This window comes from Sphingomonas sp. GW821-FHT10F11 (assembly GCF_058809095.1).
Map to the genome: position 1 here is coordinate 151,823 of NZ_JBXASH010000004.1, position 25,787 is coordinate 177,609.

Annotated in this window: 26 protein-coding genes; 10 read left to right on the forward strand and 16 right to left on the reverse strand. The window is 65.9% G+C overall.

The genetic code is table 11. The features are described from left to right. Window positions 1-2: 2 nt before the first annotated feature. A complete protein-coding gene (locus AC1RT8_RS13980) occupies window positions 3-818 on the forward strand; it encodes a hypothetical protein (protein ID WP_493076270.1) in 816 nt (271 codons plus the stop codon). 1 nt (window position 819) lies between these two features. Here the strand turns inward: AC1RT8_RS13980 and murA are convergent, their stop codons facing one another. Next, on the reverse strand, window positions 820-2,103 hold the full coding sequence (gene murA / locus AC1RT8_RS13985) for a UDP-N-acetylglucosamine 1-carboxyvinyltransferase (RefSeq protein ID WP_493076271.1): 1,284 nt from the start codon (window positions 2,101-2,103) through the stop codon (window positions 820-822). A gap of 184 nt (window positions 2,104-2,287) precedes the next feature. Here murA and AC1RT8_RS13990 point away from each other — a divergent pair, with 184 nt between their 5' ends. Further along, complete coding sequence (locus AC1RT8_RS13990) at window positions 2,288-2,986, forward strand: Crp/Fnr family transcriptional regulator (protein ID WP_493076272.1); 699 nt, start codon at window positions 2,288-2,290, stop codon at window positions 2,984-2,986. A 160-nt stretch (window positions 2,987-3,146) separates the two neighbouring features. Here the strand turns inward: AC1RT8_RS13990 and clpS are convergent, their stop codons facing one another. From clpS to AC1RT8_RS14005, 3 genes are all read right to left on the reverse strand, one after another. Further along, window positions 3,147-3,482: an ATP-dependent Clp protease adapter ClpS gene (gene clpS / locus AC1RT8_RS13995; protein ID WP_465174030.1), complete on the reverse strand. Its 336-nt coding sequence runs from the start codon at window positions 3,480-3,482 to the stop codon at window positions 3,147-3,149. A gap of 162 nt (window positions 3,483-3,644) precedes the next feature. After that, window positions 3,645-4,472: a phasin family protein gene (locus AC1RT8_RS14000; protein WP_493076273.1), complete on the reverse strand. Its 828-nt coding sequence runs from the start codon at window positions 4,470-4,472 to the stop codon at window positions 3,645-3,647. A gap of 124 nt (window positions 4,473-4,596) precedes the next feature. Beyond that, the gene (locus AC1RT8_RS14005; protein ID WP_493076274.1) at window positions 4,597-6,330 is read right to left on the reverse strand and encodes a PHA/PHB synthase family protein; all 1,734 of its coding nucleotides are present in this window, start codon (window positions 6,328-6,330) and stop codon (window positions 4,597-4,599) included. Window positions 6,331-6,442: 112 nt separating this feature from the next. Between AC1RT8_RS14005 and AC1RT8_RS14010 the strand changes: the two genes are divergently transcribed. The 3 genes from AC1RT8_RS14010 (at window position 6,443) to AC1RT8_RS14020 (ending at window position 9,988) form a co-directional block, all read left to right on the forward strand. Then, the gene (locus AC1RT8_RS14010; protein WP_493076275.1) at window positions 6,443-7,648 is read left to right on the forward strand and encodes an LL-diaminopimelate aminotransferase; all 1,206 of its coding nucleotides are present in this window, start codon (window positions 6,443-6,445) and stop codon (window positions 7,646-7,648) included. 128 nt (window positions 7,649-7,776) lie between these two features. After that, the gene (locus AC1RT8_RS14015; protein ID WP_493076276.1) at window positions 7,777-9,516 is read left to right on the forward strand and encodes a sensor domain-containing diguanylate cyclase; all 1,740 of its coding nucleotides are present in this window, start codon (window positions 7,777-7,779) and stop codon (window positions 9,514-9,516) included. A gap of 43 nt (window positions 9,517-9,559) precedes the next feature. Then, on the forward strand, window positions 9,560-9,988 hold the full coding sequence (locus AC1RT8_RS14020; RefSeq protein WP_493076277.1) for an acyl-CoA thioesterase: 429 nt from the start codon (window positions 9,560-9,562) through the stop codon (window positions 9,986-9,988). A 132-nt stretch (window positions 9,989-10,120) separates the two neighbouring features. On the opposite strand, the gene AC1RT8_RS14025 is transcribed toward AC1RT8_RS14020, so the two are convergent. Further along, window positions 10,121-10,600: a winged helix-turn-helix transcriptional regulator gene (locus AC1RT8_RS14025; protein WP_493076278.1), complete on the reverse strand. Its 480-nt coding sequence runs from the start codon at window positions 10,598-10,600 to the stop codon at window positions 10,121-10,123. A 130-nt stretch (window positions 10,601-10,730) separates the two neighbouring features. Between AC1RT8_RS14025 and AC1RT8_RS14030 the strand changes: the two genes are divergently transcribed. Next, on the forward strand, window positions 10,731-11,048 hold the full coding sequence (locus AC1RT8_RS14030) for a CC_3452 family protein (RefSeq protein ID WP_493076279.1): 318 nt from the start codon (window positions 10,731-10,733) through the stop codon (window positions 11,046-11,048). A gap of 182 nt (window positions 11,049-11,230) precedes the next feature. Continuing rightward, window positions 11,231-13,321 (forward strand): RelA/SpoT family protein, encoded by a 2,091-nt coding sequence (locus AC1RT8_RS14035; protein ID WP_493076280.1) that lies wholly within the window; start codon window positions 11,231-11,233, stop codon window positions 13,319-13,321. A 446-nt stretch (window positions 13,322-13,767) separates the two neighbouring features. Here AC1RT8_RS14035 and AC1RT8_RS14040 read toward each other — a convergent pair whose 3' ends face one another. The 3 genes from AC1RT8_RS14040 to AC1RT8_RS14050 form a co-directional block, all read right to left on the reverse strand. Beyond that, window positions 13,768-14,769 (reverse strand): restriction endonuclease, encoded by a 1,002-nt coding sequence (locus AC1RT8_RS14040; protein WP_493076281.1) that lies wholly within the window; start codon window positions 14,767-14,769, stop codon window positions 13,768-13,770. A 417-nt stretch (window positions 14,770-15,186) separates the two neighbouring features. After that, window positions 15,187-15,672: a hypothetical protein gene (locus AC1RT8_RS14045; RefSeq protein ID WP_493076282.1), complete on the reverse strand. Its 486-nt coding sequence runs from the start codon at window positions 15,670-15,672 to the stop codon at window positions 15,187-15,189. Between the two features lie 76 nt (window positions 15,673-15,748). Continuing rightward, window positions 15,749-16,453, reverse strand: a complete 705-nt coding sequence (locus AC1RT8_RS14050; RefSeq protein ID WP_493076283.1) for a hypothetical protein — start codon at window positions 16,451-16,453, stop codon at window positions 15,749-15,751. A gap of 89 nt (window positions 16,454-16,542) precedes the next feature. On the opposite strand from AC1RT8_RS14050, the gene AC1RT8_RS14055 reads away from it, so the two are divergent. Both AC1RT8_RS14055 and AC1RT8_RS14060 read left to right on the forward strand, forming a co-directional pair. Continuing rightward, window positions 16,543-17,433, forward strand: coding sequence for a lipase family protein (locus AC1RT8_RS14055; RefSeq protein ID WP_493076284.1), 891 nt, complete (start codon window positions 16,543-16,545; stop codon window positions 17,431-17,433). A gap of 235 nt (window positions 17,434-17,668) precedes the next feature. After that, window positions 17,669-18,724: a glycosyltransferase family 2 protein gene (locus AC1RT8_RS14060; RefSeq protein WP_493076285.1), complete on the forward strand. Its 1,056-nt coding sequence runs from the start codon at window positions 17,669-17,671 to the stop codon at window positions 18,722-18,724. Between the two features lie 104 nt (window positions 18,725-18,828). On the opposite strand, the gene AC1RT8_RS14065 is transcribed toward AC1RT8_RS14060, so the two are convergent. Together AC1RT8_RS14065 and AC1RT8_RS14070 are read right to left on the reverse strand one after the other, a co-directional pair. Then, window positions 18,829-19,560, reverse strand: coding sequence for a class I SAM-dependent methyltransferase (locus AC1RT8_RS14065; protein ID WP_493076286.1), 732 nt, complete (start codon window positions 19,558-19,560; stop codon window positions 18,829-18,831). A gap of 1 nt (window position 19,561) precedes the next feature. Next, window positions 19,562-19,945: a GtrA family protein gene (locus AC1RT8_RS14070; RefSeq protein ID WP_493076524.1), complete on the reverse strand. Its 384-nt coding sequence runs from the start codon at window positions 19,943-19,945 to the stop codon at window positions 19,562-19,564. A 104-nt stretch (window positions 19,946-20,049) separates the two neighbouring features. Here AC1RT8_RS14070 and AC1RT8_RS14075 point away from each other — a divergent pair, with 104 nt between their 5' ends. Then, entirely contained in the window at window positions 20,050-21,861 is a 1,812-nt protein-coding gene (locus AC1RT8_RS14075) for an AcrB/AcrD/AcrF family protein (RefSeq protein WP_493076287.1), read from the forward strand. 119 nt (window positions 21,862-21,980) lie between these two features. On the opposite strand, the gene AC1RT8_RS14080 is transcribed toward AC1RT8_RS14075, so the two are convergent. The 6 genes from AC1RT8_RS14080 to argB all read right to left on the reverse strand — a co-directional run bounded on the left by AC1RT8_RS14080 (window position 21,981) and on the right by argB (window position 25,682). Further along, a complete protein-coding gene (locus AC1RT8_RS14080; RefSeq protein WP_493076525.1) occupies window positions 21,981-22,601 on the reverse strand; it encodes a MarC family protein in 621 nt (206 codons plus the stop codon). A 25-nt stretch (window positions 22,602-22,626) separates the two neighbouring features. After that, the gene (locus AC1RT8_RS14085; protein ID WP_493076288.1) at window positions 22,627-23,229 is read right to left on the reverse strand and encodes a Cif family virulence factor; all 603 of its coding nucleotides are present in this window, start codon (window positions 23,227-23,229) and stop codon (window positions 22,627-22,629) included. Continuing rightward, on the reverse strand, window positions 23,226-24,101 hold the full coding sequence (folD, locus tag AC1RT8_RS14090; protein ID WP_493076289.1) for a bifunctional methylenetetrahydrofolate dehydrogenase/methenyltetrahydrofolate cyclohydrolase FolD: 876 nt from the start codon (window positions 24,099-24,101) through the stop codon (window positions 23,226-23,228). Before folD ends, AC1RT8_RS14085 begins: the two co-directional genes overlap by 4 nt. Continuing rightward, window positions 24,091-24,399, reverse strand: coding sequence for a DUF167 domain-containing protein (locus AC1RT8_RS14095; protein ID WP_493076290.1), 309 nt, complete (start codon window positions 24,397-24,399; stop codon window positions 24,091-24,093). Before AC1RT8_RS14095 ends, folD begins: the two co-directional genes overlap by 11 nt. A gap of 3 nt (window positions 24,400-24,402) precedes the next feature. After that, window positions 24,403-24,708, reverse strand: coding sequence for a YggT family protein (locus tag AC1RT8_RS14100; protein ID WP_493076526.1), 306 nt, complete (start codon window positions 24,706-24,708; stop codon window positions 24,403-24,405). Between the two features lie 74 nt (window positions 24,709-24,782). Next, on the reverse strand, window positions 24,783-25,682 hold the full coding sequence (gene argB, locus AC1RT8_RS14105) for an acetylglutamate kinase (protein ID WP_493076291.1): 900 nt from the start codon (window positions 25,680-25,682) through the stop codon (window positions 24,783-24,785). Between the last annotated feature and the right edge of the window lie 105 nt (window positions 25,683-25,787).

Genomic DNA, 25,787 nt, shown 5'->3' on the forward strand with positions numbered 1-25,787 from the left:
CCATGCGACTGCGCCGCCTTCTCGCTCTATCCATTCTGATCATCGCGCCCGGGCAAGCATCAGCCATCGGAGCGGACAAAGTCGAGGCTCCTCGCCCGTTTTTCGTCGACGCTGACCTGAACCTCACCATCCAGACCCGGGACGACCGCAGGACCCTCGTCGCGACCAAAGGCGCTGGTGTCTATGCCGGCGTCTTCGATCCCCTGTTCAACGCCGACGCGGGCCGTGCGGGCAAGATCTTCGCGATACGCCTCGCCACCGCATCGGAAATGGCGGATTTCCCGCATCGCGCGACCGATCACTTTTATGTTTTCACCTATAGTGCTGGCGACCTGCTGGTGGTGGACGTGCGCGGCGACGGCGCCATCAGGCCGACCCGGTGCGGCGGCAACGGACTGGCCAGTGCGCGCCGCAATCTCGCCTGCAAGCTGGACCTGAGAAAAGCCAAGCTGCGGTTCATCGACGCGCTGAACACCGAGTTTCTGTCCGATGGTCCCTCGATGCGGGATTACGAGGCGTTCGACTTTCCGGTTCCGTGCTCCGACATCGTGATCCATGTCGACGCCGACGGCAGGACCGTATCGGCAAAGAATGGATCGGGCCGGCGCCTGTGGCGGGCCGACCCGTTCAAACGGGCTCATCTGAAGCCCTACCGGTTCTTCAGGCCGACCATCTCTCGCCTTGGGTCATCGCCGCAGCCAGGTTCGGGCGCATGCCAGGCCGGGGAAAGTGCCACGGTGTTCCTGACGTATAACTCCACGCAATCCGGCACGCTCGACCCGCATACGGGCCGGTTCGACTTTGGCGGCCAGGACTGAGTCAGCCGTCGCTGACGCGCTCGATATCGGCTCCCACCGCGCTCAGCTTCTCCTCGAGCCGCTCGTAACCGCGATCGAGGTGATAGACGCGCTGGACCTGAGTCTCGCCCTCGGCGGCGAGGCCGGCGAGGATCAGGCTCATCGAGGCGCGCAGATCGGTCGCCATCACCGGCGCGGCGATCAGTCTGTCGACGCCGCGCACCACGGCGGTGCGGCCGCGCACCTGGATGTCGGCACCCATGCGCGCCAGTTCGGGCACGTGCATGTAGCGATTCTCGAAGATCGTCTCGGTCAGCACGCTGGCGCCATCGGCCAGCGCCAGCATCGCCATGAACTGCGCCTGCATGTCGGTGGCGAAGCCCGGGAAAGGTGCGGTCGAGAGAGTCAGCGGACCAAGCCGGCCGGTCGCCTCGACGAACAGGCTGCTGCCACGTTCCTCGACGGTGACGCCCGCCTCGACCAAAGCGGCGACGGTCGCGCGCATATCCTCCATCGAGACGCCGGCCAGTTCGAGCGCGCCCCCGGTGATCGCGGCGGCGCAGGCATAGCTGCCCGCCTCGATCCGGTCAGGCATGACGCGATAGGTCGCGCCGTGAAGCCGGTCGCGCCCTTCGATCTCGAGCGTTTCGGTGCCGATGCCCGAGATCGAGGCGCCCATCGCCACGAGCAGGTTGCACAGATCGACGATCTCCGGCTCGCGCGCGGCATTCTCGATGATCGAGCCGCCCTTCGCCGTCGCCGCCGCCATCACCGCATTCTCGGTGGCGCCGACCGATACGATCGGGAAAGTCACGCGACCGCCGGCCAGGCGGCCGCCCGGCGCGGTCGCCTTCACATAACCCGCGGCCAGCTCGATCTCGGCGCCGAGCGCTTCCATCGCCTTCAGATGAAGGTCGATCGGCCGGTTGCCGATGGCGCAGCCGCCCGGCAGCGACACCGTCGCCTCGCCGGCGCGCCCGATCAGCGGGCCGAGCACCAGGATCGAGGCGCGCATCTTGCGCACGATATCATAGGGCGCCTCGGTCGCGGTCAGCTTGCCGGCGCGAATCGTCATCACCCGGCCGAAATCCTCGGGCCGCGCCCCCTCGATCTGGGTCGAGCAGCCGAGCTGGTTGAGGAGATGCCCGAAGCTGTCCACATCCGCGAGGCGCGGCAGGTTCCTCAGCGTCACCGGCTCCTCGGTAAGGAGCGCGCAGGGCATGAGGGTGAGCGCTGCGTTCTTGGCGCCGGAGATGGGGAGGCGGCCCGAAAGACGGTTGCCGCCGCGGATGAGGATACGGTCCATTGGCGGCTTCTATCGTGTGCGCGTGCCCACGCAAGTAGCCCTTTGCGTAAGCGGAAGATGTTGCGTCCCGGTGACAGCGCTTGATCGACTTTAATGCACTGATTCTCCTGCGATGCTCTGGCGTGTCGGGGTTGGGGGGAATGTTGGCGTGCCGGGTAGTTGTTTCGCTGAACGATTGAGCGACATGGTCGCGCTGACTCCCGGCGAACACCGCGCGCTGGAACGGCTGGAGGAACGCGAGCGCAGCCTGCGCCGCGGCGCCACCCTGCAACGCGAGAATGATCGCTGCAGCGAGCTGTTCATCCTGCGCAAGGGCACGATGATGAGCTCGGTGCTGCTCGACGACGGCAGCCGCCAGATCCTGCGCTTCCTGTTCCCCGGCGACATGATGGGGGTTTCGTCGCTGGTCTATAGCGAGGCGCCGGAGACGATCACCGCGCTGACCGACGCTATGGTCTGCCCGTTCGAGCGCACCGCGATGAGCAAGCTGATCGGCGACCATCCCCGGCTCGCCGCGCTGATCATGGTCTATAACCAGATCGAGCGCGCGGCGCTGACCGACCGGCTGGCGGCGCTTGGCCGGACCTCGGCCAAGGCGCGGGTGGCGGGGATCCTGCTCGAGATGCGCAACCGGATGCGCATGCTCGACAAGGCGACCGACACAAGCTTCACGCTCGGCCTGACCCAGGAGGAGATCGGCGACGCGACCGGGCTGACAGCGGTGCATGTCAACCGGATGCTGCGGCAGCTGGAAGAGGAAGGCATCATCGCCCGCGAAGGCGGCCGGGTGACCTTGACCGACGAGCGGGCGTTGCAGCGGGCGGCGAATTTCGTGGATCGTTATGCCGGGCTGGACCTGGGGTGGCTGCCGGCGGCTAGGTGAGCTTACTCCTAGGTCCTCCCCGGCACGGGGAGGGGGACCGCCCGCTTCTTCAGCGGGTGGTGGAGGGGCTTGGAGCGCGGAACATCTGCCCTGCGCTCCAAGCCCCTCCACCAGCTTCGCTGGTCCCCCTCCCCCAGTTCCTGGGGGAGGAATTAGGAGATCACGCCTTTTCCAGCGTGCACTGCAGGGGGTGCTGGTTCTGCCGGGCGAACTCGATCACCTGGGCGACCTTGGTTTCCGCCACTTCGTAGCTGAACACACCGCACACCCCCACGCCCTTCTGATGGACGTGGAGCATCACCCGCGTCGCCGCCTCCATGTCCATGCGGAAGAAGCGCTGGAGCACCAGCACGACGAATTCCATCGGCGTGTAATCGTCGTTGAGCAGCAGCACCCGGTATGGCGTCGGCTGCTTGGTCCGCGTGCGGGTGCGGGTCGCGATGCCGAGGCCGGTGCCGTCGTCATCGCCACCTTCGCCGTCGCGGCGCTCGGCCATGGCCGTAATGGTAAGCTGATCGATCATGAGAAGCGAAAATATGGCAAGCCGCGGCCCAAGGGCAAGGGGGTGCACGACATCAACCTTGTTTGTGGTTCAAACAAACGAAAAGGGCGGCCCCGAAGGACCGCCCTTTCCTCGTATCGACGATCGTGCGCGAGATTACGCGGCGATCTTCGCCTTCTCGGCGGCGAGCGCGACGCGGTTCGAGATCGGCTGGGCGACCTCGCCGGCGAGCTTCAGCACCGCTTCGGTGTTCTTCGAGGTCTGTGCGACGATCGAGTCGAACGACGAGCGGACATAGTCGCTGTGCAGCTTGAAGAAGTCGGTCGGGGTCTTGACGGTCGACAGGCTCTTCAGCGCCGCGGTCGCGCCTTCGAACTGCTTGCGGCCATATTCGGCAGCGTCCTGGCCGAGCGTCTCGAAGCCCTTGGCGGCAATCTTGCCGGACTCGACGATCGCTTCGATGTTGCCCTTCGAGAACTCGTTGGCTTCCTCGAACAGCTTGGTGCCCTTCTCGACGGCGGCCTTGGCGCGCTCATTGGCTTCGGCGAACAGGGTCTGCGCCTTCTCGGCGGCATTCTTCAGATTGGCTTCCATGGTCTTCACTTCCTTCTGGATGATGGCGACCGGCGCTTCGACGATGGCCGGCGGGGGCGTGATGGCTTCAATTGCTTCAACGACGGGTTCGATAGTCTTCACTGCGGTGTCGGCTACTTTCTCGACCACCTGCTCGACCGTCTCTTCGACGGCGACGACAGGCGCGGGCAGCTCGATCTTGGCGGCGACCGGCGGAACCGGCTTTGCCGCGACGGGGGCCGGTGCGACGGGCGCCTTGACGGCGACCGGTGCGACGGCGGGCTTGGCGACAGGCTTCGCCACGACGGCCTTGGGGGCAGCCGCAGCCTTGGCCGGCGTCTTTGCAGCGGGCTTGGGCTTCGCGGGCGATGCCTTTACCGGGGTAGAGGGCTTGCGCCCATTGCTGGCCATGAAAGGCCTCCTCATGCTACTTGCTGCACCGCAATATAATCGCGTGCTGCAGGTTTCGCAAGAGTTTTTGTTGCACCGCAACATAAACGTCATGCTGCAGATATAGACCAGTTATTACAGGTGTTTAGCGCGACCTGACATAGCTCCCGGGCGCGTCCTCGATCGCCCCGAGCGGCCCTTTGCCCGGCTTGCGCGCACCCTTGGCCGGCACGACCGAGTCGTCCTGATCGTGCAGCCAGCCGATCCAGTCGGGCCACCAGCTGCCCTTGGTCTCGGTCGCGCCCGCGACGAACTCGGCAAGCGAGCCGGCCGGTTTCGGGTTGAGCCAATATTGATATTTGCCGAGCGACGGCGGGTTCACCACCCCGGCGATATGCCCCGAGCCCGCCAGCACGAACTTCACCGGGCCGGTGAAGATGCGGGTGATGTTCCACACGCTCTCGGCCGGGGCGATATGATCCTCGCGCCCGGCCTGGATATAGGAGGGGGTCTTCACCCTGGTCAGATCGACCGGCGTGCCGCCGACCGACAGCACCCCCGGCTTCACCAGCAGATTGTCGCGGTAGAGATCGGTCAGATAGCTCATATGCCATTTGGCCGGCAGGTTGGTGGTGTCGCCGTTCCAGTGGAGCAGATCGAACGGGACATAATCCTGGCCGAGCAGATAATTGTTGGTGACGTAATTCCAGATCAGGTCCCGCCCGCGCAGCAGGTTGAAGGTCAGCGCCATGTAGCGGCCGTCGACGAACCCTTCGGGCGCCATGTTGCGGATCATCGCCAGTTGATCGTCGTCGACGAAGTTGAGCAACTCGCCGGCGCGGGCGAAATCGACCTGGGCGGTGAAGAAGGTCGCGCTCTTCACCTTTTCGGCCTGCCCCCGCGCCGCCAGCACGGCGAGCGTCGCGGCGAGCGTGGTGCCCGCCACGCAATAGCCGATGGTGTGGACCGCATCGACCTTCAGCCCCTCGCGCACCGTGTCGATCGCGTCGATCTGCGCCGCGACATAATCGTCCCACACCACCTCGCTCATGCTGGCGTCGGCCGATTTCCAGGAGACCATGAAGACGGTGATGCCCTGGTCCACCGCCCAGCGGATGAAGCTCTTCTCCGGCGTCAGATCCAGGATGTAGAAACGGTTGATCCAGGGCGGGAAGATGACCAGCGGCACGCCGAGCACCTTATCGGTCGTCGGCGAATATTGAATCAACTCGTAGAGCGGCGTACGCTTGACCACCTTGCCCGGTGTGGTCGCCAGGTTGCGGCCGACCTCGAACGCGGTCGGATCGGTGTGGGTGAGCTGGCCCTTGGCGAGATCGGCCAGCATGTTCTGCAGGCCTTTCAGCAGATTCTCGCCACCCGTCTCGATCGTCTTTTCGAGCACCACCGGGTTGGTCGCGGGGAAATTGCTCGGGCTCATCGCTTCGAGGAAACCCTTGGCGGCGAAGCGGAGCTGCTCCTTCTGCCGATCGTCCACACCCGCCAGCGCGTCGATGTTCGCGAGCATATGATCGGAGATCAGGAAATAGCTCTGGCGGATCCAGTCGAACAGCGGGTTGTCGCGCCATTGCGGCGCCGCGAAGCGCTTGTCGCGGGCATGCCTGCCGTCATCGGCGGGCGCGGCCTTGGGGTCGAGGAAGCGCTGCCAGAGATTGAGGCTGTCGGTCCAGAAGGCTTCCGCGCGCCCGAGCGTCGCCGGATCGTTGAGGCCGGGGATCACCGGCACGCCGAGATCGCGCTGCTCGGCCGCCGCGGTGGACAGGCCGCTTTCCAGCATCATCTGCTGAGCCCGGCCCATCACCCAGGTCCAGTGCTGGAGTTCTTCGAGGCTGGGCAGTTCGGGGGCGTCGGACTCGGCCATGGCAACCTCGGTAACGGATTTTCATGTCACTCTAACGCACGAGGCCATGTCCGTCATTCCCGAGCGGCCGCAAATAAACTAAGGGTCGACGCTCCTCCAACCGGAAGAAGCCATGTCCGACGATTTCTACCGCATCAAGCGCCTGCCTCCCTATGTCATCGCCGAAGTGAACGCGATGCGAGCGGAAGCGCGTGCGGGCGGCGAGGACATCATCGATCTCGGCATGGGCAATCCGGACCTGCCGCCGCCGCCGCACGTCATCGACAAGCTCTGCGAAGTGGCGCGCAAGCCCGACGCGCACGGCTATTCGGCGTCGAAGGGCATTCCCGGGCTGCGCAAGGCCCAGGCCGGCTATTACAAGCGCCGTTTCGGGGTCGACCTGAACCCCGATACCGAAGTGGTGGTGACGCTCGGCTCGAAGGAAGGCCTGGCCAATCTCGCCCAGGCGATCACCGCGCCGGGCGACGTGGTGCTCGCGCCGAACCCGAGCTACCCGATCCATACGTTCGGCTTCATCATCGCCGGCGCGACGATCCGCAGCGTGCCGACCACGCCCGACGAGCATTATTGGGAGGCGTTGGAGCGGGCCATGGCCTTCACCGTGCCGCGCCCGAGCGTGCTGGTGATGGGCTATCCATCCAACCCGACCGCCGAGGTGGTCGACCTCGCCTTTTACGAGCGGGTCGTGGCGTTCGCGAAGGAGCACAAGCTCTGGGTGCTCTCCGACCTCGCTTATTCCGAGCTTTATTATGACGGCAATCCTACCCCCTCGATCCTGCAGGTGCCGGGCGCGAAGGATGTCGCGGTCGAGTTCACCTCGCTGTCCAAGACCTATTCGATGGCGGGCTGGCGGATCGGCTTCGCGGTGGGCAATCCGCAGCTCATCTCGGCGCTGACGCGGGTGAAGTCCTATCTCGATTACGGCGCCTTCACCCCGATCCAGGCAGCCGCGGTCGCAGCGATCAACGGGCCGCAGGACATCGTCGAGCAGAACCGCCAGCTCTATCAGCGCCGCCGCGACGTGCTGATCGAGAGCTTCGGCCGCGCGGGCTGGGACATTCCGCCGCCCCGTGCGTCGATGTTCGCCTGGGCGCCGCTGCCGCCGGCGCTCGCGCATCTCGGCAGCCTCGAATTCTCCAAGCAGCTGCTGACCCATGCCAAGGTCGCGGTCGCGCCGGGGGTCGGTTACGGCGAGAATGGCGAAGGGTTCGTGCGCATCGCGATGGTCGAGAACGAGCAAAGGCTGCGCCAGGCAGCGCGCAACGTGAAGCGCTATCTCCAGAGCATGGGCGTCAACACGCCGGCGCGCACCGGCTGACCACCCTTGCGGGAGAGCCGGCGGCCCGGGCTCGGGAACTACCCTAACAAGCGTTAAACCTGCGCTTAAGGCTTTGATCCTATTGCGAGAGGATGGGCCGCGCCTCCTCCAATACCCCCTCGCCGGCCATGATCGTCGGCGTAGGGCTGAGCTATTTCGCGCTCGCGTCGGGCGCGATCCTGCTCACGCGCCTGAATGGCGGGATCGCCTTGCTGTGGCTGGCCAACGCGCCGCTGATCGCCGCGCTGTGCGCCACGCCGGTGCGGCGCTGGGCCCCGGTCCTCACCGCCGCGATCATCGGCACGTGGAGCGCCTCCTTGTGCTTCTCGCCGATCCCGGTCGTCGCGCTGCCCTTTGCTCTCGTCAATGTCGGCGAGGGCGCGCTGGGGGCGCTGCTGCTCAGGCGCTGGCGCGTCGACCGGAGCCAGTTGGAGGATTCCCGCTCGATCGCCCTGTTCGCACTCGCGGTGGCGATCGTCGCGCCGACGGCCAGCGGCCTGATCGGCGCGTGGATGGCGAGCCTGTTGCTTCCGATCGGATTCCTGCCGGCCCTGTTCGACTGGATCGTCGGGCACGGCATCGGCAGCATGATCGCCGCGCCGCTGGCGATGCAGATGACGCGCCGGGATATCGACTGGCCACTGTTCCATGCGCAGCGCGGGACGATCAAGGCGATCGGCGCGGTCGCGCTGCTTGTCGCGGTGTGCCTCCTGGTCTTTTACCAGAAAGGCCTGCCGCTGCTGTTCCTGCCGATCGTGCCGCTGCTGATCGGCACCTTCGCCTTTCAGCGGTTCGGCGCGGCCGTCGGCATCCTGATCGTCGGGGTGATCGGCGGCGTGCTGACCACGAGCGGCCATGGGCCGATGGCGCTGATGGATGCCGACCAGGCCGGGCGGCTGCAATTCTTCCAATTCTACATGGTCGTGCTGTTCGTCACGGCCCTGCCCGTCGCCGCCACCCTGGTGCAGCGCGACAAGCTGCTTGCCGCGCTCAGCGAGAACGAGGCCCGCTATCGGCTGATGGCGGAGAATGCCACCGACATCATGATGACGCTCGAGCCCGACGGCACGATCCGCTTCATCTCGCCCGCGGTGCGCGAGCTGGGCTATTTCGAGCCGGAGGAGATCATCGGGCTGAACGCCGCGATCCTGGTCCATCCCGAGGACCGCGAGAAGGTCAGCGCGGTGCATGTCGAGGCGCTCGGCGCGCCCGAGCGGGTGTTCACGGTGGAATATCGCGCGACCAAGGCCGACGGCCAGGTCGCCTGGTTCGAATCCAACATGCGGTCGGTCCGCGACGGATCGGGGCGGATCACCGCGGTGTTCAGCGTGATCCGCGATCTCGACGGGCGCAAGATGCGCGAGGACGAGCTGCTGCGCGCCGCCAATACCGATCCGTTGACCGGCCTGCTCAACCGCGGCGCGTTCCGCCGTCAGGTGAAGGACGCGATGAACCATCTGCGGCCGGAGCGCCCGTCGACGCTGGCGCTGCTCGACCTCGACCATTTCAAGGCGGTCAACGACAATCACGGCCATGCCGCAGGCGACGCGGCCTTGCTGATGCTGGCCGATCTGCTGCGCGAGAATCTTCGCCCCGGCGACTCCATCGGACGGATCGGCGGCGAGGAGTTCGCCATCCTGCTCGCCGGGCTGGCCGTGACCGAGGCGGGCGCCGTGTGCGAGCGCCTCCGCCGGACGCTCGCCGAACGGCCGGTGCCGGGCGTCGAGCCCCGGCTGTGCATCACCGCGAGCATGGGACTCGAAGCGCTGTCTCCCGGGGCCAGCATCGACGAGGCCTTCCGCGCCGCCGACACCGCGCTCTATGCCGCCAAGGCGGGCGGGCGCAACCGGATCGAGGTCGCCGCCTGAGCGCCGCATTGACGGGGCGGACGCCGCAGGCCATCGCCGCCGCATGATCCGCCCCGGCTTCGCCTTCTCCACCAGCCTCAAGGTCCGCTATGCCGAGATCGACGGGCAGAAGGTGGTCTTCAACTCGCGCTACCTGGAATATGCCGATGTCGCGGCGACCGAGTTCTGGGAGTGGACCGGGATCGGCGAGGCGCTGGGCGCGGCCTGGACCGAGACCGAGTTCCATGTCCGCCGCACCGAGATCGATTATCTGAAGCCGTTCGTGTTCGGCGACACGCTGGACGCCTTTGTGCGGATCGAGCGGATCGGCACTTCGAGCATGACCCAGCGCTTCGAGCTGTGCCATGCGGTGACGGGCGATCTGCACACCGTGATCGACATGGTGATCGTCAACGTCCATCTGCCGACCGGCAAACCGATCCCGATCGAGGCGCCGATCCGGGCGTTTCTCGAGACGCTGCCGACGAACTGAGGGGTACCCTCTCCACCGTTCGCCCTGAGCTTGTCGAAGGGCTGCCCTTCCTTCGCGGAAGAGAAGAACAGGGGTTGGCCTGCGGCCGCCTTCGGCCCGACAAGCTCAGCCCGAACGGGTGGTTGTGTGGCTCTATTCCGCCGCCCGCATCTCGGGTTCGTGCACGACGTCCTCGGCGAGCGCCCAGAGCAGGTCGTGCTTGGTCAGCACGCGGCCGTCCCAGGCGCGGACCTCGATCGGGCCGATCGGGCGCATGTCGCGCGCGTCGACCAGCACCGGGGTCGCGGGCATGCCGGTTTCCCAGCGTTCACCCCATTGCCTGAGCGCGATCATCGTCGGCAGCAGGGCCGCGCCTTTTTCGGTCAGGCGATATTCGATCTTGCGGCGATCCTCGGGCATCGCCTCGCGCGTCAGGATGCCGTGCTCGACCAGCCGGGCGAGCCGGTTGGCCAGGATGTTGCGCGCGATGCCGAGTTCCGACTGGAACTCCTCGAAATGATGGAGGCCGTTGAAAGCCGCCCGCAGGATCATGAAGCTCCAGCGCTCGCCCATGGCCTCGAGCGCCGCAGGCAGGCTGCACTCGCTCAGCACTTCACGGATTTTACCGCCCATCTCGTTCCTCTCGACCCATGGAGCCTATCCCAAATCGCTCGTCATGGAAATGACATATAAGTTTTCAGTTGCAACTTACCACTTAATCCACTAGGTAGTGATTCGCAACTGGTTTCAAGGAGGACTAACAATGACCCGCATTCTTTCAATCGCTGCCGCGCTCGCCGGTTCCATCATGCTGCTGTCCCCCGTGGGCAGCCATGCGCAGGGCCCGGGCGGCTATTACACCGCGACCCCGGTCGCGCAGCCGACCAAGACCAGCTTCATCACCAGCAACCTGATGTGGAAGTGGCGCGACACGGCGTTCACCGCCAACAAGACGAACTCGCGCGACACCATCGTGTGCCAGATGATCGTGCAGCGCGCCGGTACGCTGAGCGAATTCACCGCCGGCGGCACCGCCTTCGACGCCGACGCGCTCGCCAAGTGCAACGCCCGCGCGAAATAAGATCCCCTGACTGGCCGCGGTTTCGACACCGCGGCCAGCTTTTTTTGTCGCGGCGCCGGCCCGCTCCCCCACCCGGCCTCCCACAGAATATACTGAATGGGAGGCCGGGTGGGGGAGCGGGCCGGCGCCGTCTTCTCGAAGAATATGTTGCAAAGCAACACATCGCGGCCCCATCTTAAGGCGTGCTGCGCCAATATGAACTTGTAGACCGGGTCCTCGATTACGACCCGCAAGCCGATGAGGCGCTGCTCAACCGCGCCTATGTCTTCTCGGTCAACGCGCACGGCACGCAGAAACGCGCCTCGGGCGACCCCTATTTCAGCCATCCGATCGAGGTGGCGGGCATCCTGACCGAGCTGCATCTCGACGACGAGACGATCGCCACCGCGATCCTGCACGACACGGTGGAAGACACCGTCGCCACGATCGAGGAGATCGAGAAGCTGTTCGGCCCCGCGGTCGCGCGCCTGGTCGACGGCGTGACCAAGCTGTCCAAGATCGAAGCGCAGACCGAGAACGAGCGCGCCGCGGAGAACCTGCGCAAATTCCTGCTCGCCATGTCGGACGATATCCGCGTGCTGCTGGTCAAGCTCGCCGACCGGCTGCACAATATGCGGACGCTCCATTACATCCCCAATCCCGACAAGCGCCGCCGCATCGCGCGCGAGACGATGGACATCTACGCCCCGCTCGCCGAGCGGATCGGCATGTACGAGTTCATGAAGGAGATGCAGACGCTCGCCTTCAAGGAGCTCGAGCCCGAGGCCTATGCCTCGATCGACAAGCGCCTGACGCAGCTGAAGGAAGGCGGCGGGGACCGGATCGCCAAGATCGGCTCCGGCCTGAAGCTGCTGCTCTCGCGCCACGGCATCGACGCCGATATCTCGGGGCGCGAGAAGCACCCCTATTCGATCTGGAAGAAGATGGCCGAGCGGCACATCAGCTTCGAGCAGCTGTCCGACATCATGGCGTTCCGCGCGATCGTGCCGAGCGAAGAGGCGTGCTACCAGGCGCTGGGCGTGATCCACCGGCGCTGGCCGATGGTGCCGGGGCGATTCAAGGATTACATCTCCACCCCCAAGCGCAACGGATACCGGTCGCTCCACACCTCGGTCATCCATGCCGACAATACGCGCGTCGAAGTGCAGATCCGCACCGAGGAAATGCATGAGGAGGCCGAGCTCGGCCTCGCCGCGCACTGGGCGTACAAGCAGGACAAGGTGCGCCCCGAGACCCAGGTGAGCTGGATCCGCGACCTGGTCGAGATCCTCGACAATGCCGAAAGCCCGGAAGAGCTGCTCGAGCATACGCGCATGGCGATGTACCAGGACCGGATCTTCGCCTTCACCCCCAAGGGCGAGCTGCACCAGCTGCCCAAGGGCGCGACGCCGATCGACTTCGCCTATGCCGTGCATACCGACCTGGGCGACCAGGCGGTCGGCGCGAAGATCAACGGGCGCGTGGTGCCGCTGAAGACCAGCATCGAGAATGGCGACCAGGTGCAGATATTGCGCTCCAAGGCGCAGGAGCCGCAGGCCAACTGGCTGAGCTTCGCGATCACCGGCAAGGCGCGCGCGGCGATCCGCCGGCATCTGCGCCACAAGGAGCGCGAGGAAACGCAGGCGCTGGGGCGCAAGATCTATGACGAGATCCTGTCGCACCTGCCCGCGCCGCTCGCCGCCGGCGCGATCGGTGCCGCGCTCAAGCGGCTGAAACTGACCGACGAAACCGCGCTGATGGAGGCGATCGCGCGGCGGCGCATTACCGATTCCGAGGTGATGGAGGCGCTGATGCCGGGATCGGGCGGCACCGCCACGGCGCGCGCGGCGCCGATCCAGACCAGCGCGATCTCGATCAAGGGGCTGACCCCGGGCGTCGCCTTCGACCTGGCCGAATGCTGCCATCCGGTGCCGGGCGACCGCATCGTCGGGCTGCGCCGGCCGAACGAGGGGATCGAGGTGCATACGATCAACTGCCCACGGCTGGCCGAGAGCGACGATGCCGACTGGGTCGATCTCGCCTGGGGCGACAAGACCGAGGGCGCCACCGCGCGCATCTCGGTCGAGGTCAAGAACGAGCCCGGCGCGCTGGGCGTGATCGCGACGATCATCGGCGCGCAAAAGGCCAATATCGTCAACATGCGGCTCGACAACCGCGACACCGGATTCCACACCAACACGATCGATGTGGAAGTGCACGACCTGCTTCATTTGACGCGCCTGATCGCGGCGTTGCGCGCGGCGGACGCGGTGAACATGGTGGAGCGGGTCTGACGCCCCACGCCTGAAACGGGTTTGGCGCGCTGGTGCGACGGCGACGGAACCGGCGCGTCGCCAAGCGGTTCGAATCGGGCCGGCCGCGGACGGTGACGGCATAACGACGCCCCGATTTTTGCGACGTTCCTTTTTTCTTCCGCTGTTATGTTGGATTTCCGCCCGGAAATCAGCAGGCGATTCCAACGACATGATTCCCGTTTTCCCTGTTATGCCATAACAGCGGAAAACCGTGCCAATGTGCGGCAAAACTTTCCGCTGTTGGCAGCAAATCCGCGCCGAAATTGGCGCTGTTCGATTCAAATTTGCGCCAGGATCGGATCTGGAGGGGGCAGGATGGTCCATAGCGCGTGCGTGACATGGCGGAACGGAAGATTGAATCGAGCGACGGGAATGGGGGTTGTTGCACCTGGCACCGTAATACAACTTATCGACATCGTGCGCATCTAAAGGATGAGCCCCGCTGCAGGATGGCGCATCGCCGCCACCCAGCTCTTGACTTGGTCGCCATTGGCCACCGTCACCGGATAGGCGCGCGCCGCAACCACCTCGGCGGCGCCCGGACTGAGATCGCTGGTCGTGACGATCAGCCCGGCCTCGCCCCCCTCATCGGACAGGTCGGCCCACAGCGCCTTTACCACTTGCTTGTCGACCTTGTTCCGCTGCCGCTTGCACTGCACGATAATCGCCGGCGGGATGCCCGGCACAACATCGCGCCGCCACGCGCGGACGTCGACCCCGCCATCGTCGCGACCTGGACCGAGTTCGACCTCATATCCTTGGCGGTCGAGCCACTCGGCAGCAAGCATCTCGAACTGACGCCAGTGGATGCTCGGAAGCAATTCGGCGCGTGCCGCTAGATAATTGACGAAGCGCTGATCAAAGAAGCCTCCATCGATCGGTAGCTTTTCGCTCACGAAGAGATCGGTAAGGGCGACGGCATCGCGTGCGCCGACCTCGCGGACCAAGTAAGGGCAATGGGCGAGATAGATCGGGAGAACCACCAAAAGATCGTCGAGAATGCGCCGATAGACGTCACCGGCATGCTCGACGAGGTCGGCTTCCATGGCCGCGCGATCGAAGCGTCCAGTGCGCGCTCGCTCCTGGACGAAGTGACGGGCGATCGCTTCGACCAGGAGCAGTGGCTCAATATCGATGACAGACCGCCAGTCAGGCCCAAGGCGCTTAATCAAGCGCGAGCCGATCGTCGGCATGCCTGGCTCGTCGGCAGCACCCAATGCGAAGAGCAGGTCGCCGACCGCGTCGGCATAATCCTCGGACTGGACCCGCAGCAGGCGCTGTTCGCCCTGGAGCATAGCGTGGAGGGGATTGGTGGCCGGCAGATGTTCGAGCAGTTGGTCGCGGTCGAGTGCCAGGCCCGACCGCTCGCCGGCATCTTCGCTGAGCCCCGCCGCGAACGCCTCCGTCACCATGATGATATGCCCCATGGTCGCCCTCATAGACGGCGCGAGCGCGATGGCGAAGCCGCGCCGACAGAAAACCGCTTCTGATGATCGGGTCGGTTCTCGCGCTGACGTGGCGGGCTTAAATGTGCAAACGTCCGCTCTGGCCAGAAGCGGCCATTCGGCGCAATCATCGGGAGTAGCGGGTAAATCCCAATGTTGGTCGTTCCAACCGCGCTCCGGTACGGCATGAACAGACGGCTGCTTCCGGACTTGGCTATCGAGTCGCTCAACGACGGAAAATGGGCGGGTCGCCGACCGACGGCTTGAAGTGGGCCGTTAGCCGACTGGCAGCTTTCAGGCGGGCAGAACTGGATAGCGGCCCTCCATAACGAGGCTCAACGCTCCACAGTGCTCTAATGCGCTGCTCTCCACACACCCGGCTCGCGCAGGCAGGCTCAGCTACGTGACGAGCGGCGAACCGATGACGAATACTTGGTGCGGGCCCTTGGGAGGGCTTCCCTTCGCGTGGAGTGCGTTGAGATAGCGGTGGCGCTGATGGCCCTCCACAAGCATGAGACGTTCGTCCGGCAGCTCAGCGCGGCGGGAACGCCAGCCCGATGGGGTCGATAAGACAATGATCGGCAAGCGCCAAGTGCCTCCCTCCAGCTCGATGGCTGTCTGTGATTTTTCGAAGGCCAGCAGCCCGTGAAGCTGCTCGTAGTCGAACTCGGGGTCGAGTTCGCGCGCGATCTCGCGGCGGACCGATTTTAGGATCTCCTCCCCATCCATGACGACAAGCTTCCAAATCAGCGTGTCGAGCGGCAGAAAGGCAAACTCGGTGCCACTCCAATGGCGATGAACCCATTGCTCGGCAATCTGCGGATGCAGACAGGCCAACTCCTCGCCATGCCGCTGCCACCAGAGGGCAAAGTCCTCCTTATGCACCGTTCCCTCCCCTTCAGGCTTGAGGTGCGGGGGCCAGATAGGCCTTCGGTAGTTACTAAAGTCGAACATCGTGAACCTATCGTTTCACCGACAAGACCGAGGCGAGCAGTGTCGCCCTGCTACTTCCCATCGGGGTTCCCTGCCCGTCGTCCTTTAGCAGCATCGTCACACCTCTACCCCCCACCTCCTGATATTCGCAGAAGGCGATGTCAGTGACCTCGAGGGCCGTCGGTTGGGCCTGGTCGGTATGGGAAGCCACCAACTCAGCGCGTGCTAAATCAATATCTTGGGGCGGCATGCGATCGACGATCTGCAGCCAGCCCCCGGCGGCAAGCACCTTATCGGCAAGCTCATAAATTTCGTTCTGTACGAGCAATCGGTAAAGGGCAGCAGTCATGTGACCGAGGGCCATCAGGTCTCGCGAATTCTCACGCGCCTCATGCGAGCCCATCAGCCAGACGGTCACGAGGTCGAACGCTCCGGCACCGCCAAGATCCTCCGCGAGGTGCGGGTCGAATAGCGGATCGGTGACAACGATCGTCACTCTGTCATCGACGGAAATCGCGTCCCGTGTAAACGTAAGGTCGTATTCTTTAGAGTTCTTTTCGACTGGGATCGTGGTCATGCGGGTGACGACCTCGACCATGGCGCCACCGGTGCGCAGCTTAGTGCGTGCACGGCGAACGCATTCGGGATTCTCTTCAAGCGCGACCGCCCGCTCGAGTGGGAACCGCCGAAGCATCGCGGCGAGCCCTGAGCCCTCGCCAATACCGCTACGCATTCCACGGCCATTTGCAACGATGGCTCGATCGCGCTGCAGCCTAGGGATTCGCAAGCATCGTCGCACCCCGCTAAGCGGGCGCACCAGCCATGCCGACACCAATCCCCTATGACCCGTCCAACCAGGCGCTGTATCGCCCCGAGGCACAGCCACCGCTGACGATGGGGAATGACTGGTGCATCGACGCCGTCGCCGCCGAATTCTCCCGGCTGGCCTATCGACGGTTCGAGCAGGATGACGCCGACAAGGGCCTGATCGCCGAGGCGATCGGCGCCGTCGGCTATCGCAAGCCCGGCTGGTTCCGGGAAGCGACCGGCACGGCGAAATTCAGCGCGACGGGATTTGCCGCACTCCATGACGATGGCCGGGCGATCATCGCGTTTCGTGGCACGCAGGCGGATTCGTTTCGCGACGTGATGACCGATGCGAGCTTCTTCCTGGAGAATTGGGACAGGCCGGGGCGCGTCCATAGCGGCTTCTCGGCGTCGCTCTCCCCGGTCCTGGAGCCGATCCTGGACTGGCTGCACGACACGAAGCCGGAGCGCCTGCTGCTGACGGGGCATAGCCTTGGCGCCGCGCTGGCGACCCTGCTCGCCGCGCGGCTTTCGGATGGCGGGCGGCCGATCGAGCTCGTCACCTTCGGGTCGCCGCGGGTCGGGGACGAGGCGCTGGTCGCCTCGCTCTCGCCGGTGGCGGTGCGGCGGTATGTGAACTGTACCGATACGGTGGCGCTGTTGCCGCCGCCGCTGATCTACAGCCATGCGCGCGGGCTGCATTATATCGACCGGGACGGGGCGATCCATGTCGGCGATACGCCGGCGATCTCCGTGGCGAAGGACCAGCGGGCGGCGCACCTGGCCTATGCGGCGCTGATGTGGCGGACCGGCAATGTTCCCTGGCGGGCGCTCGCCGACCATGCGCCGATCAATTATGTCTCCGCGCTGCTGGGCGGGCGGGTATGGCCGGTTTCCGGAGGGTGACCTTTCCCTGAGGCTTTTCGCTGGGGAAGAAGGGGCGGGGTAGAAATTAGTATAGCGTCCCCGAATTTGTCCCCGAATTTGAGGCGCCCATGGATGTGCGGCACAGTGGATGCCGGAACAAGTCCGGCATGACGGTTAAACCTGATCGCCAACAACCCCGATCCTGAGGGGCCGCCCTTGATCCAGCGCAATCTTCCGATGACGGGGGCATGACTTGCCGCTAAACAGCGCGCCCATGCACCGTCCCGCACTCTCCATCGTCGTTCCCTGCTACAATGAGGCAGCCTGTCTCGACATCCTGCATGCCCGCGTCTCCGCGGCGGCGCGCGCGGCGGTGGGCGAGGATTTCGAGATATTGTTCGTCAATGACGGATCGCGCGACGAGAGCTGGCCGGCAATGCAGCGCATCGCCGCCGCCGACTCGCATCTCGTCGCGATCAACCTGTCGCGCAACCATGGCCATCAGCTCGCGCTGACCGCCGGGCTCGATCTCTGCGCGGGCGAGCAGATCCTGATCATCGATGCCGACCTGCAGGATCCGCCCGAGCTGCTGACCGACATGCGCAAGGCGATGGCCGAGCAGCAGGCGGACGTGGTCTATGCCGTGCGGCGCAAGCGCGAGGGCGAGAGCATCTTCAAGAAAGCGACCGCCGCGATCTTCTACCGGATGCTCGACCGGATCACCGATACGCCGATCCCGCTCGACACCGGCGATTTCCGGCTGATGAGCCGGCGTGCGCTCGACGCCTTCCTGTCGCTGCCCGAACAGGCGCGCTTCATCCGCGGCATGGTCGCGTGGATCGGCTTCCGCCAGGTGCCGTTCGTCTATGATCGGGCCGAGCGGCTTGCCGGCGAGACCAAATATCCGCTGGGCAAGATGGTCCGTTTCGCGCTCGACGCGGTGACCGGATTCTCGACCGCGCCCTTGCGCTTCGCCAGCCATGTCGGGCTGGCCCTGACCGGCGCCTCGCTGCTGCTGTTCGTCTATATCGCGATCGGCTTCCTGACCGGGAGCGCGGTACAGGGCTGGACATCGACCATGCTGGTCGTGGTGCTGCTCGGCGCGGTGCAGATGTTCGTGCTCGGCATGATCGGGGAGTATCTCGGCCGGCTCTATGTCGAATCGAAGCGGCGGCCGCTGTACCTCGTCGCGGATATCGCCGGGCCGGTGCAGGGGCGCGCGACGCTTGGGTATCGGGCGGAGGTGGCTGCGCCGGCCGGACGGCCCGATTTCGTCGAAGGGATGTCGATCACGCCCGTTCCGGCCGAAGGCGCGCCGAAGGGCGAGTAAGTCCGGGTTCGAAACGCGCCCCGCAAGAGCCGCGACCGGCGGTGCGCGGCGCGATGGACCCCGGAACAAGTCCGGGGTGACGGTGGAGGGACGGTCGTCCCGGCCTATCGCGCGGGCGATGCCAGGGTGATGATCGAGACGCCGGGCGACAGCGGCACGCGACCGACCAGATGGCGTTCGAAGCGGAAGATCTTCTCGAACAAGGTGTTGACGATCTTCGGCGGCGGTGAATCGTCGCTGTCGTCCTTGCCGGTCAGCCGGCCGACCAGGCGCGAGGCGGCGGCCAGCGGGAACAGCAGCGAATTGAAATAGCCAAGCTTGTTCGGCTCGAGTCCCGCCGCGCGGATGACCTTGACCAGCCCGGCCTTGGAATAGCGGCGATGATGGTGGTTCACCACGTCGTGTGCGCTCCACATCCATTGATGCGCGGGCACGGTGATCAGGATCTTGCCGCCAGGCTTCAGGCATTCGGCCATCGCCTTCAGCGCGGCGACATCGTCCTCGATATGCTCGACCACGTCGAGCACCGCGATCAGGTCATAGGCGCCGCGCTCGACGCCGGTCAGCGCCGGGAGGGGCGCCGCGCCGACCGCGCGGCCGAGCCGCGCGCTCGCGATCTCGCGCGCGGCGGGATCGATCTCGATCGCCTCGACGGTGCCGAAGGCGGCGAGCATCGGGAGGTTGTGCCCGGTGCCGCAGCCAATCTCCAGGATACGGGCATTGGCGGGCAGATTGCCCTCGCGCACGAGGTAATCGGCGAGGATGTCGCGCCGCGCGCGATACCACCAATGGGTGGAATCATGCGCCGCCATCCGGTCGTAGACGATTCTGTCCATATCAGCCGAACACCCACCAGCGATTGAGCGCGAAGGTCACGAGCGGGATCAGGAAGATCACCGGGATCAGCGGCACCCAGACCGGCTGGTGCAGCAACCCCGTGATCAGCCAGGTGAGCAGCGCGTTCAATACCAGGCCGAAACCCTGTACCGCGACGAACTTCGCATGCTGGACCCCGCTCGAATCGCGCGTGCCGTGGCCCTTGAAGCTCCAGGCGCTGTGCAGGAAGAAGCCCGCCGTCACCGCGACGGCGAAAGCGAAGGGCACGGCATAGACCGCCCGCTGCGCCGGGAAGACCCAGGTCGTCAACGGCAGATAGACCGCGGAATAGATGACCGTCGAAATCCCGCCGGCAATGCCGAAGCGGATCAACTGGCCGAGCATGCCGCTTGTCCGCCAGGTCTCGAATTGTCTGAATATCGCCGTCACGCGCACCTTGCCCTTTGTGGCGGTGGCAGTAGAGCGCGGGGAGACGCGAGGGAAGCCCTTTGAAAAACGTAGCCGATATCTCCCTTGCCCGCGAGCTGGACAAATACTGGCTGCGGCTGACCCTGCTTGCCTGGCTGGCGGTCGGCATCTGGTTCCTGTTCGACCGGTGGAACGCGATCCAGTGGCTGTCGCTCGGCGATACCGACGACAATATGCGGCTTGCCCAGGTGCGGGCGCTGCTGAACGGGCAGGGCTGGTATGATCTGCGCCAGTACAAGCTCAATCCGCCGGGCGGATTCGATATCCATTGGAGCCGAATCGTCGACCTGCCGATCGCGGGCCTGATCCTGTTGCTCCAGCCGTTCGTCGGCACGGCCCAGGCCGAGCGGCTGGCGTGCGGCATCGCGCCGATCCTTCCGCTCTCCATCGCGATGATCGGCATCGCCGCGACGGTGCGGCGGCTGGTCGGCGGGCTGGCCTGGCCGCTCGCGCTGATCTTCCTGGTCGCGGGCTGCACCTCGACCATCCTGATGTTCATGCCCGACCGGATCGATCATCATGGCTGGCAGCTCGCCATGCTGAGCCTGACGGTAGCCGGCCTGGCCGACCGCAAGGGCGCGCGCGGGGGCGCGATGGTGGGTATCGCCAGCACCGTCTCGCTCTCGATCGGGCTGGAGCTGCTGCCCTATGCGGCGATGGCCGGGGCGATCATCGCGCTGCGCTGGATCTGGGACCGCGACGATGCGCCGCGCATGAGCGTCTATGCGCTGACCCTCGGCGGCGGATCGGCGCTCGGCTATGCGCTGTTCGCCTCGAACGCCAACCAGGTGCTGCGCTGCGACGCGCTGACCCCGGTGTGGCTGAGCGTGATGGTCGCGGCAGGGGCGTTCCTGTTCATCCTCGGCCGCGTCAATCCGGAGCAGCGGGCGGTCCGGCTGGGGCTGGCGGTGGTGGCCGGCCTGGTCATCGCCATCGGCTTCGCGCTGGTCTTCCCGCAATGCCTGGGGCGGCCCGAGCAGGTTTCGCCCGAGCTTGCACGCGACTGGCTCGACAATGTCCGCGAGGCGCGGCCGATCTACAAGCACCCCTTCCGCACCGCCTTCCCGATCGTGACCCTGCCGGTGATCGGCATCATCGGCGCGTGCATCGCGACATGGCGCGCGCGCGGCACCCCGAAATTCAACGGCTGGATGCCGGTGCTGCTGTTCTGCGGCTTCGCCGCCGCGATGCTGTTGTGGCAGGCGCGGGCCGCGCCGGCGGCGCAGTTGCTGGCGGTGCCCGGCGCGACCGCGCTCGCCTGCATCGTCCTGCCCTGGTGCCTGGGCCACCGCTCGATCTTCGTGCGGGTGCTCGGCACGGTGGTGGCCTTCATGGCGGTGTCCGGCCTGTTTTCCGGGATCGCGATCAAATATTTCAAGATCGATCCGCCGAGCAACCGGGTGCAGATCGTCAACAATGCCAGCGGCCGCTGCCCGACCATCCCGGCGCTCGCCCCGCTCGACAGACTGCCGGCGCAGACTATCTTCACCTTCGTCGATCTCGGCCCTCGGCTGATCACCGTGACGCACCACAACGCCATTGCCGGCCCCTATCACCGCAATGGCGACGCGATCCTCGACGTGCAGCACGCCTTCAAGGGCACGCCGGAGAATTTCCGCGCGATCGCGAAGCGCCACGGCGCGACCTTGTTGCTGATCTGCCCGAACATGGCGGAATCGACGATCTATCGCGCGCGGGCGCCGGGCGGCTTTTATGACGAGCTGGCGCACAACAAGGTACCGGCCTGGCTCGAGCCAGTCCCGCTGCCGAAGAAATCGCCGCTGCGGCTGTGGAAGATCCATTATGAGGATGGAGCTGAACGCCGCGACTAACTCATTTCCGTTCGTGTCGAGCGAAGTCGAGACACAGGCGCTGGCGGCACCGCACGTCGGGTTTCTCGACTTCGCTCGAAACGAACGGTGAAGGGTTGGAGCGTCTGAGCGTAGCGGTTCTACAGCAGGCTGATCCGCACCCCGTCGATCACGAACTGCACGGCGAGCGCGGCGAGGAGCACGCCGAGCAGGCGGGTGATCACCGCCTCGATCTTCACCCCGAGCACGCGCATGATCGGCCCCGCGGCGAGCAGGGCGAGCAGGGTCAGCGCAAGGATCGTCGCCAGCGCGGCGAGCACGACGAGCGAGCGTTCGAGCCCGTCGTTGCGGCTCATCAGCAGCATGACCGAGGCGATCGAGCCGGGGCCCGCGATCATCGGCATCGCCATGGGGAAGATCGAGACATCCTCGACCTCCGGCGTCTCCGCGACCTTGGCCGCGCGGTCCTCGCGCCGCTGGGTGCGTTTTTCGAACACCATCTCGAGCGCGATCAGGAACAGCATGATGCCGCCGGCGATGCGGAAGCTCGCCAGGCTGATGCCTAGCGCGCGGAGCAGGTCCTCGCCGAACAGCGCGAAGACGAACAGGATGGCCGAGGCGACCAGCACCGAGCGGACCGCCATCGCGCGGCGGTGCGCCGGCGATGCGCCCTTGGTCAGGCCGGCATAGATCGGCGCGCAGCCGGGCGGATCGATCACCACGAAGAAGGTGATCAATGAGGAGACATAGAGCGCGATCAGGCCGGGCGTGCTCATGGGGCGGCGATCATTGGGCGGCGATCCGGTCGGCCATGACCGGTTTCATCGTGCGCCCGTCCCACAGCCAGACGTCGAAGCTCCGCGCGCCGTCGGGCGCGACATGCCAGCGCCAGGCGAGCGTGCGGTCCTCCGACTGGCCCTCCGCCGTCTCGCCGTCGCGGTAGCGCACCGCGGCGACGGTGGAAGGGCTGCCCTTGCACGAGCCGCGGCGGATTTTCGGTGCATCGCCGGCCGGGCGCGGCGTGGCGAGGCCGTCGCCGCCGTCCATCGTCCATTTCCAGCCGCCATCGGACTGGCGCTGCCACACCGTCGAGAAATAGCCGAACGCATCGCCCTTGGGCCTGATCCACGGGCCGGTATTGACCGCCAGCGCGCCGTCGCACGAGACATAGCTGTCGGCCGCCCACCACATCAGCGCGGCCGGCGGGTCCTTCCGGTCCTTGAGGAAATCCTGCGTCCTGACCGGCTGGGGCGCGAACATCACCGCATCCTCGGTCGCGAAGCGGCGGAACGACGTCCATTGCCCGTCCGTCTGGGCAGCGCTGGCAAAGGCCTTTTCGGCCTGGGCAGCGGTCTGGGGCACGGCGGCGGCGAGGAGCAGGACGATCACAGCGCCTCCTTGTCGTACGGCACCTTCATGCGGCGATGCGCCGAAACCAGGGTGTTGCGCAGCAGCACCGCGATGGTCATCGGCCCGACGCCGCCGGGCACCGGGGTGATCGCGCCCGCGACGCTGGCGGCGCCGGCGAAATCGACGTCGCCGACCAGCCCGTCCTCGGTGCGGTTGATGCCGACATCGATCACCGTCGCGCCCGGCTTGATCCATTCGCCGCGGATCATCTCGGGCCGGCCGACCGCCGCCACGACGATATCGGCGCGGCGCACCACGCTCGACAGGTCCTTCGTCTTCGAATGGGCGATCGTGACGGTGCAGCTTTCCCTGATCAGCAGCTGCGCCATCGGCTTGCCGACGATGTTGGAACGACCGATCACCACCGCGTCGAGCCCGGCCAGATCGCCCAGCCGGTCCTTGAGCAGCATCACGCAGCCGAGCGGGGTGCAGGGCACGAAGCCGTTGAGCCCGGTCGCGAGCCGGCCCGCATTGACCGGATGGAAACCGTCGACATCCTTGTCGGGATCGATCCGGGTGGTGACGACCCGCTCGTCGATATGCGCCGGCAGGGGCAGCTGGACGAGGATGCCATCGACATTCACGTCAGCGTTGAGCCGGTCGACCAGCGCGAGCAGCTCGTCCTGCGACACCTCGGCGGGAAGGCGATATTCGAACCCCTCCATGCCGGCGGCCTTCACTGCCTTGCCCTTGGAGCGGACATAGACGGCGGAGGCGGGATCCTCGCCGACCAGCACCACGGCCAGCCCGGGCGGGCGGCCGGCGGCGGCGGCGAAGGCCGCCACCTGCTCGGCGATGCGGCCGCGCAGGGCCAGGGCAAAGGCTTTTCCGTCGATGATGTCAGCGCTCATGGCGCGCCTCATAAAGACTGGCGGCGATTTTCGCCAGCAGCGCGGCATCGCCCGATATCTGCAGCCGCTTCAGTCGCGCGGTCTCTCCGGCGACCAGCGTCACATCGCGTTTCGGCACGCCGAATGCCCGGGCGACGAGAGCGATCAACGCATCATTGGCCGCGCCCTCGACCGGCGGCGCGGCCAGTCGCGCGGCGAAATGATCGTCCGTTCCCGCCGCGAAGATGTCGCGAGAGGATCTGGGCGTGACACGAACCGCGATCGCGATCCCGTCCGGCCTGAATGCCCAGGCGGGCATGGTTCAGATTGTCGGGGCGGCCTGAAGCTGGAGCGCGATCGCCGGGACGATGATGTTGGACAGGATGTAGAGGATGAGCAGCACCACCAGCGGCGACAGATCGAGCGCGCCGAAATCGGGCAGGACGCGCCGGATCGGGCGATAGAATGGCTCGGTGATTCTCCTCAGGGCTTCCCAGATCATATGGACCGTGTCGTTATGGGTGTTGATCACGTTGAACGCGATCAGCCACGACAGGATCGCCTGGATCAGGATGATCCAGGTGGCGACACTGAGAAGCACCTGAACGATCTGAAGAAGGACCAGCAAAAAGGCCAAGGGGGGTCTCCGGGGTCGAGTGGAAGGCGAGCGTAGCGAAACGCGTCGGTTTCGAACAGACCCGTTCAGCGCCGGACGAGCGTACCCGCGCCGCGCCGGGTGAAGATTTCCAGCAGCATCGCATGCGGCACCCGGCCGTCGAGAATGACCGCGGCGTCGACCCCGCCCTCGACCGCGGCGACGCAGGTTTCGAGCTTGGGGATCATGCCGCCGCTGATCGTGCCGTCGGCGCGCAGATCGGCGATCGCGGCCGGATCGAGATCGGTCAGCAGCTCGCCCTGCTTGTCGAGCACGCCGACCACGTCGGTGAGCATGAACAGGCGTTGCGCGCCGAGCGCGGCGGCGATCGCGCCGGCCATGGTATCGGCGTTGATATTGTAGGTCTGGCCATCGACCCCTTGCGCGATCGGCGCGACGACCGGGATGATCCCGGCGGCCGACAGCGTATCGATGATCCGCCGGTCGACCCCGACCGGCTCGCCGACGAAACCGAGATCGACATGGCGTTCGATGCCCTGGAGCCGGTCCGGCGTGTTGCGGCCGACCTTCTCGGCAGTGACGAAGCCGCCATCCTTGCCCGAAATGCCGACCGCGCGGCCGCCGGCCTGGCCGATCCAACCGACGATCTCCTTGTTGATCGAGCCGGCCAGGACCATTTCGGCGATCTGCGCCGTCTCGGCATCGGTGACGCGCAGGCCGTCGACGAAGCGCGATTCGACTCCGAGCCGCTTCAGCATCGCGCCGATCTGCGGGCCGCCGCCATGGACGACGACCGGGTTGATGCCGACCGCCTTCATCAGCACCACATCCTCGGCGAAATCGCGCGCCGCCTCGGGATCGCCCATGGCGTGGCCGCCATATTTCACGACGAAGGTCGCCCCGGCATAGCGCTGCATATAAGGCAGCGCCTCGACGAGCGTCTCGGCCTTGGCGAGCAGGGCGGGTTCGGGGAAGTGATCGGTCATGAGGCGCCCCATAGCCATGAAGTCGGCGCGGTGAAAGCTTGGGGCTCTGATTCCTGGTGGCTGAAAGAGGCGGACGATGAATCAGACGCTGGGCCGATTTGATGA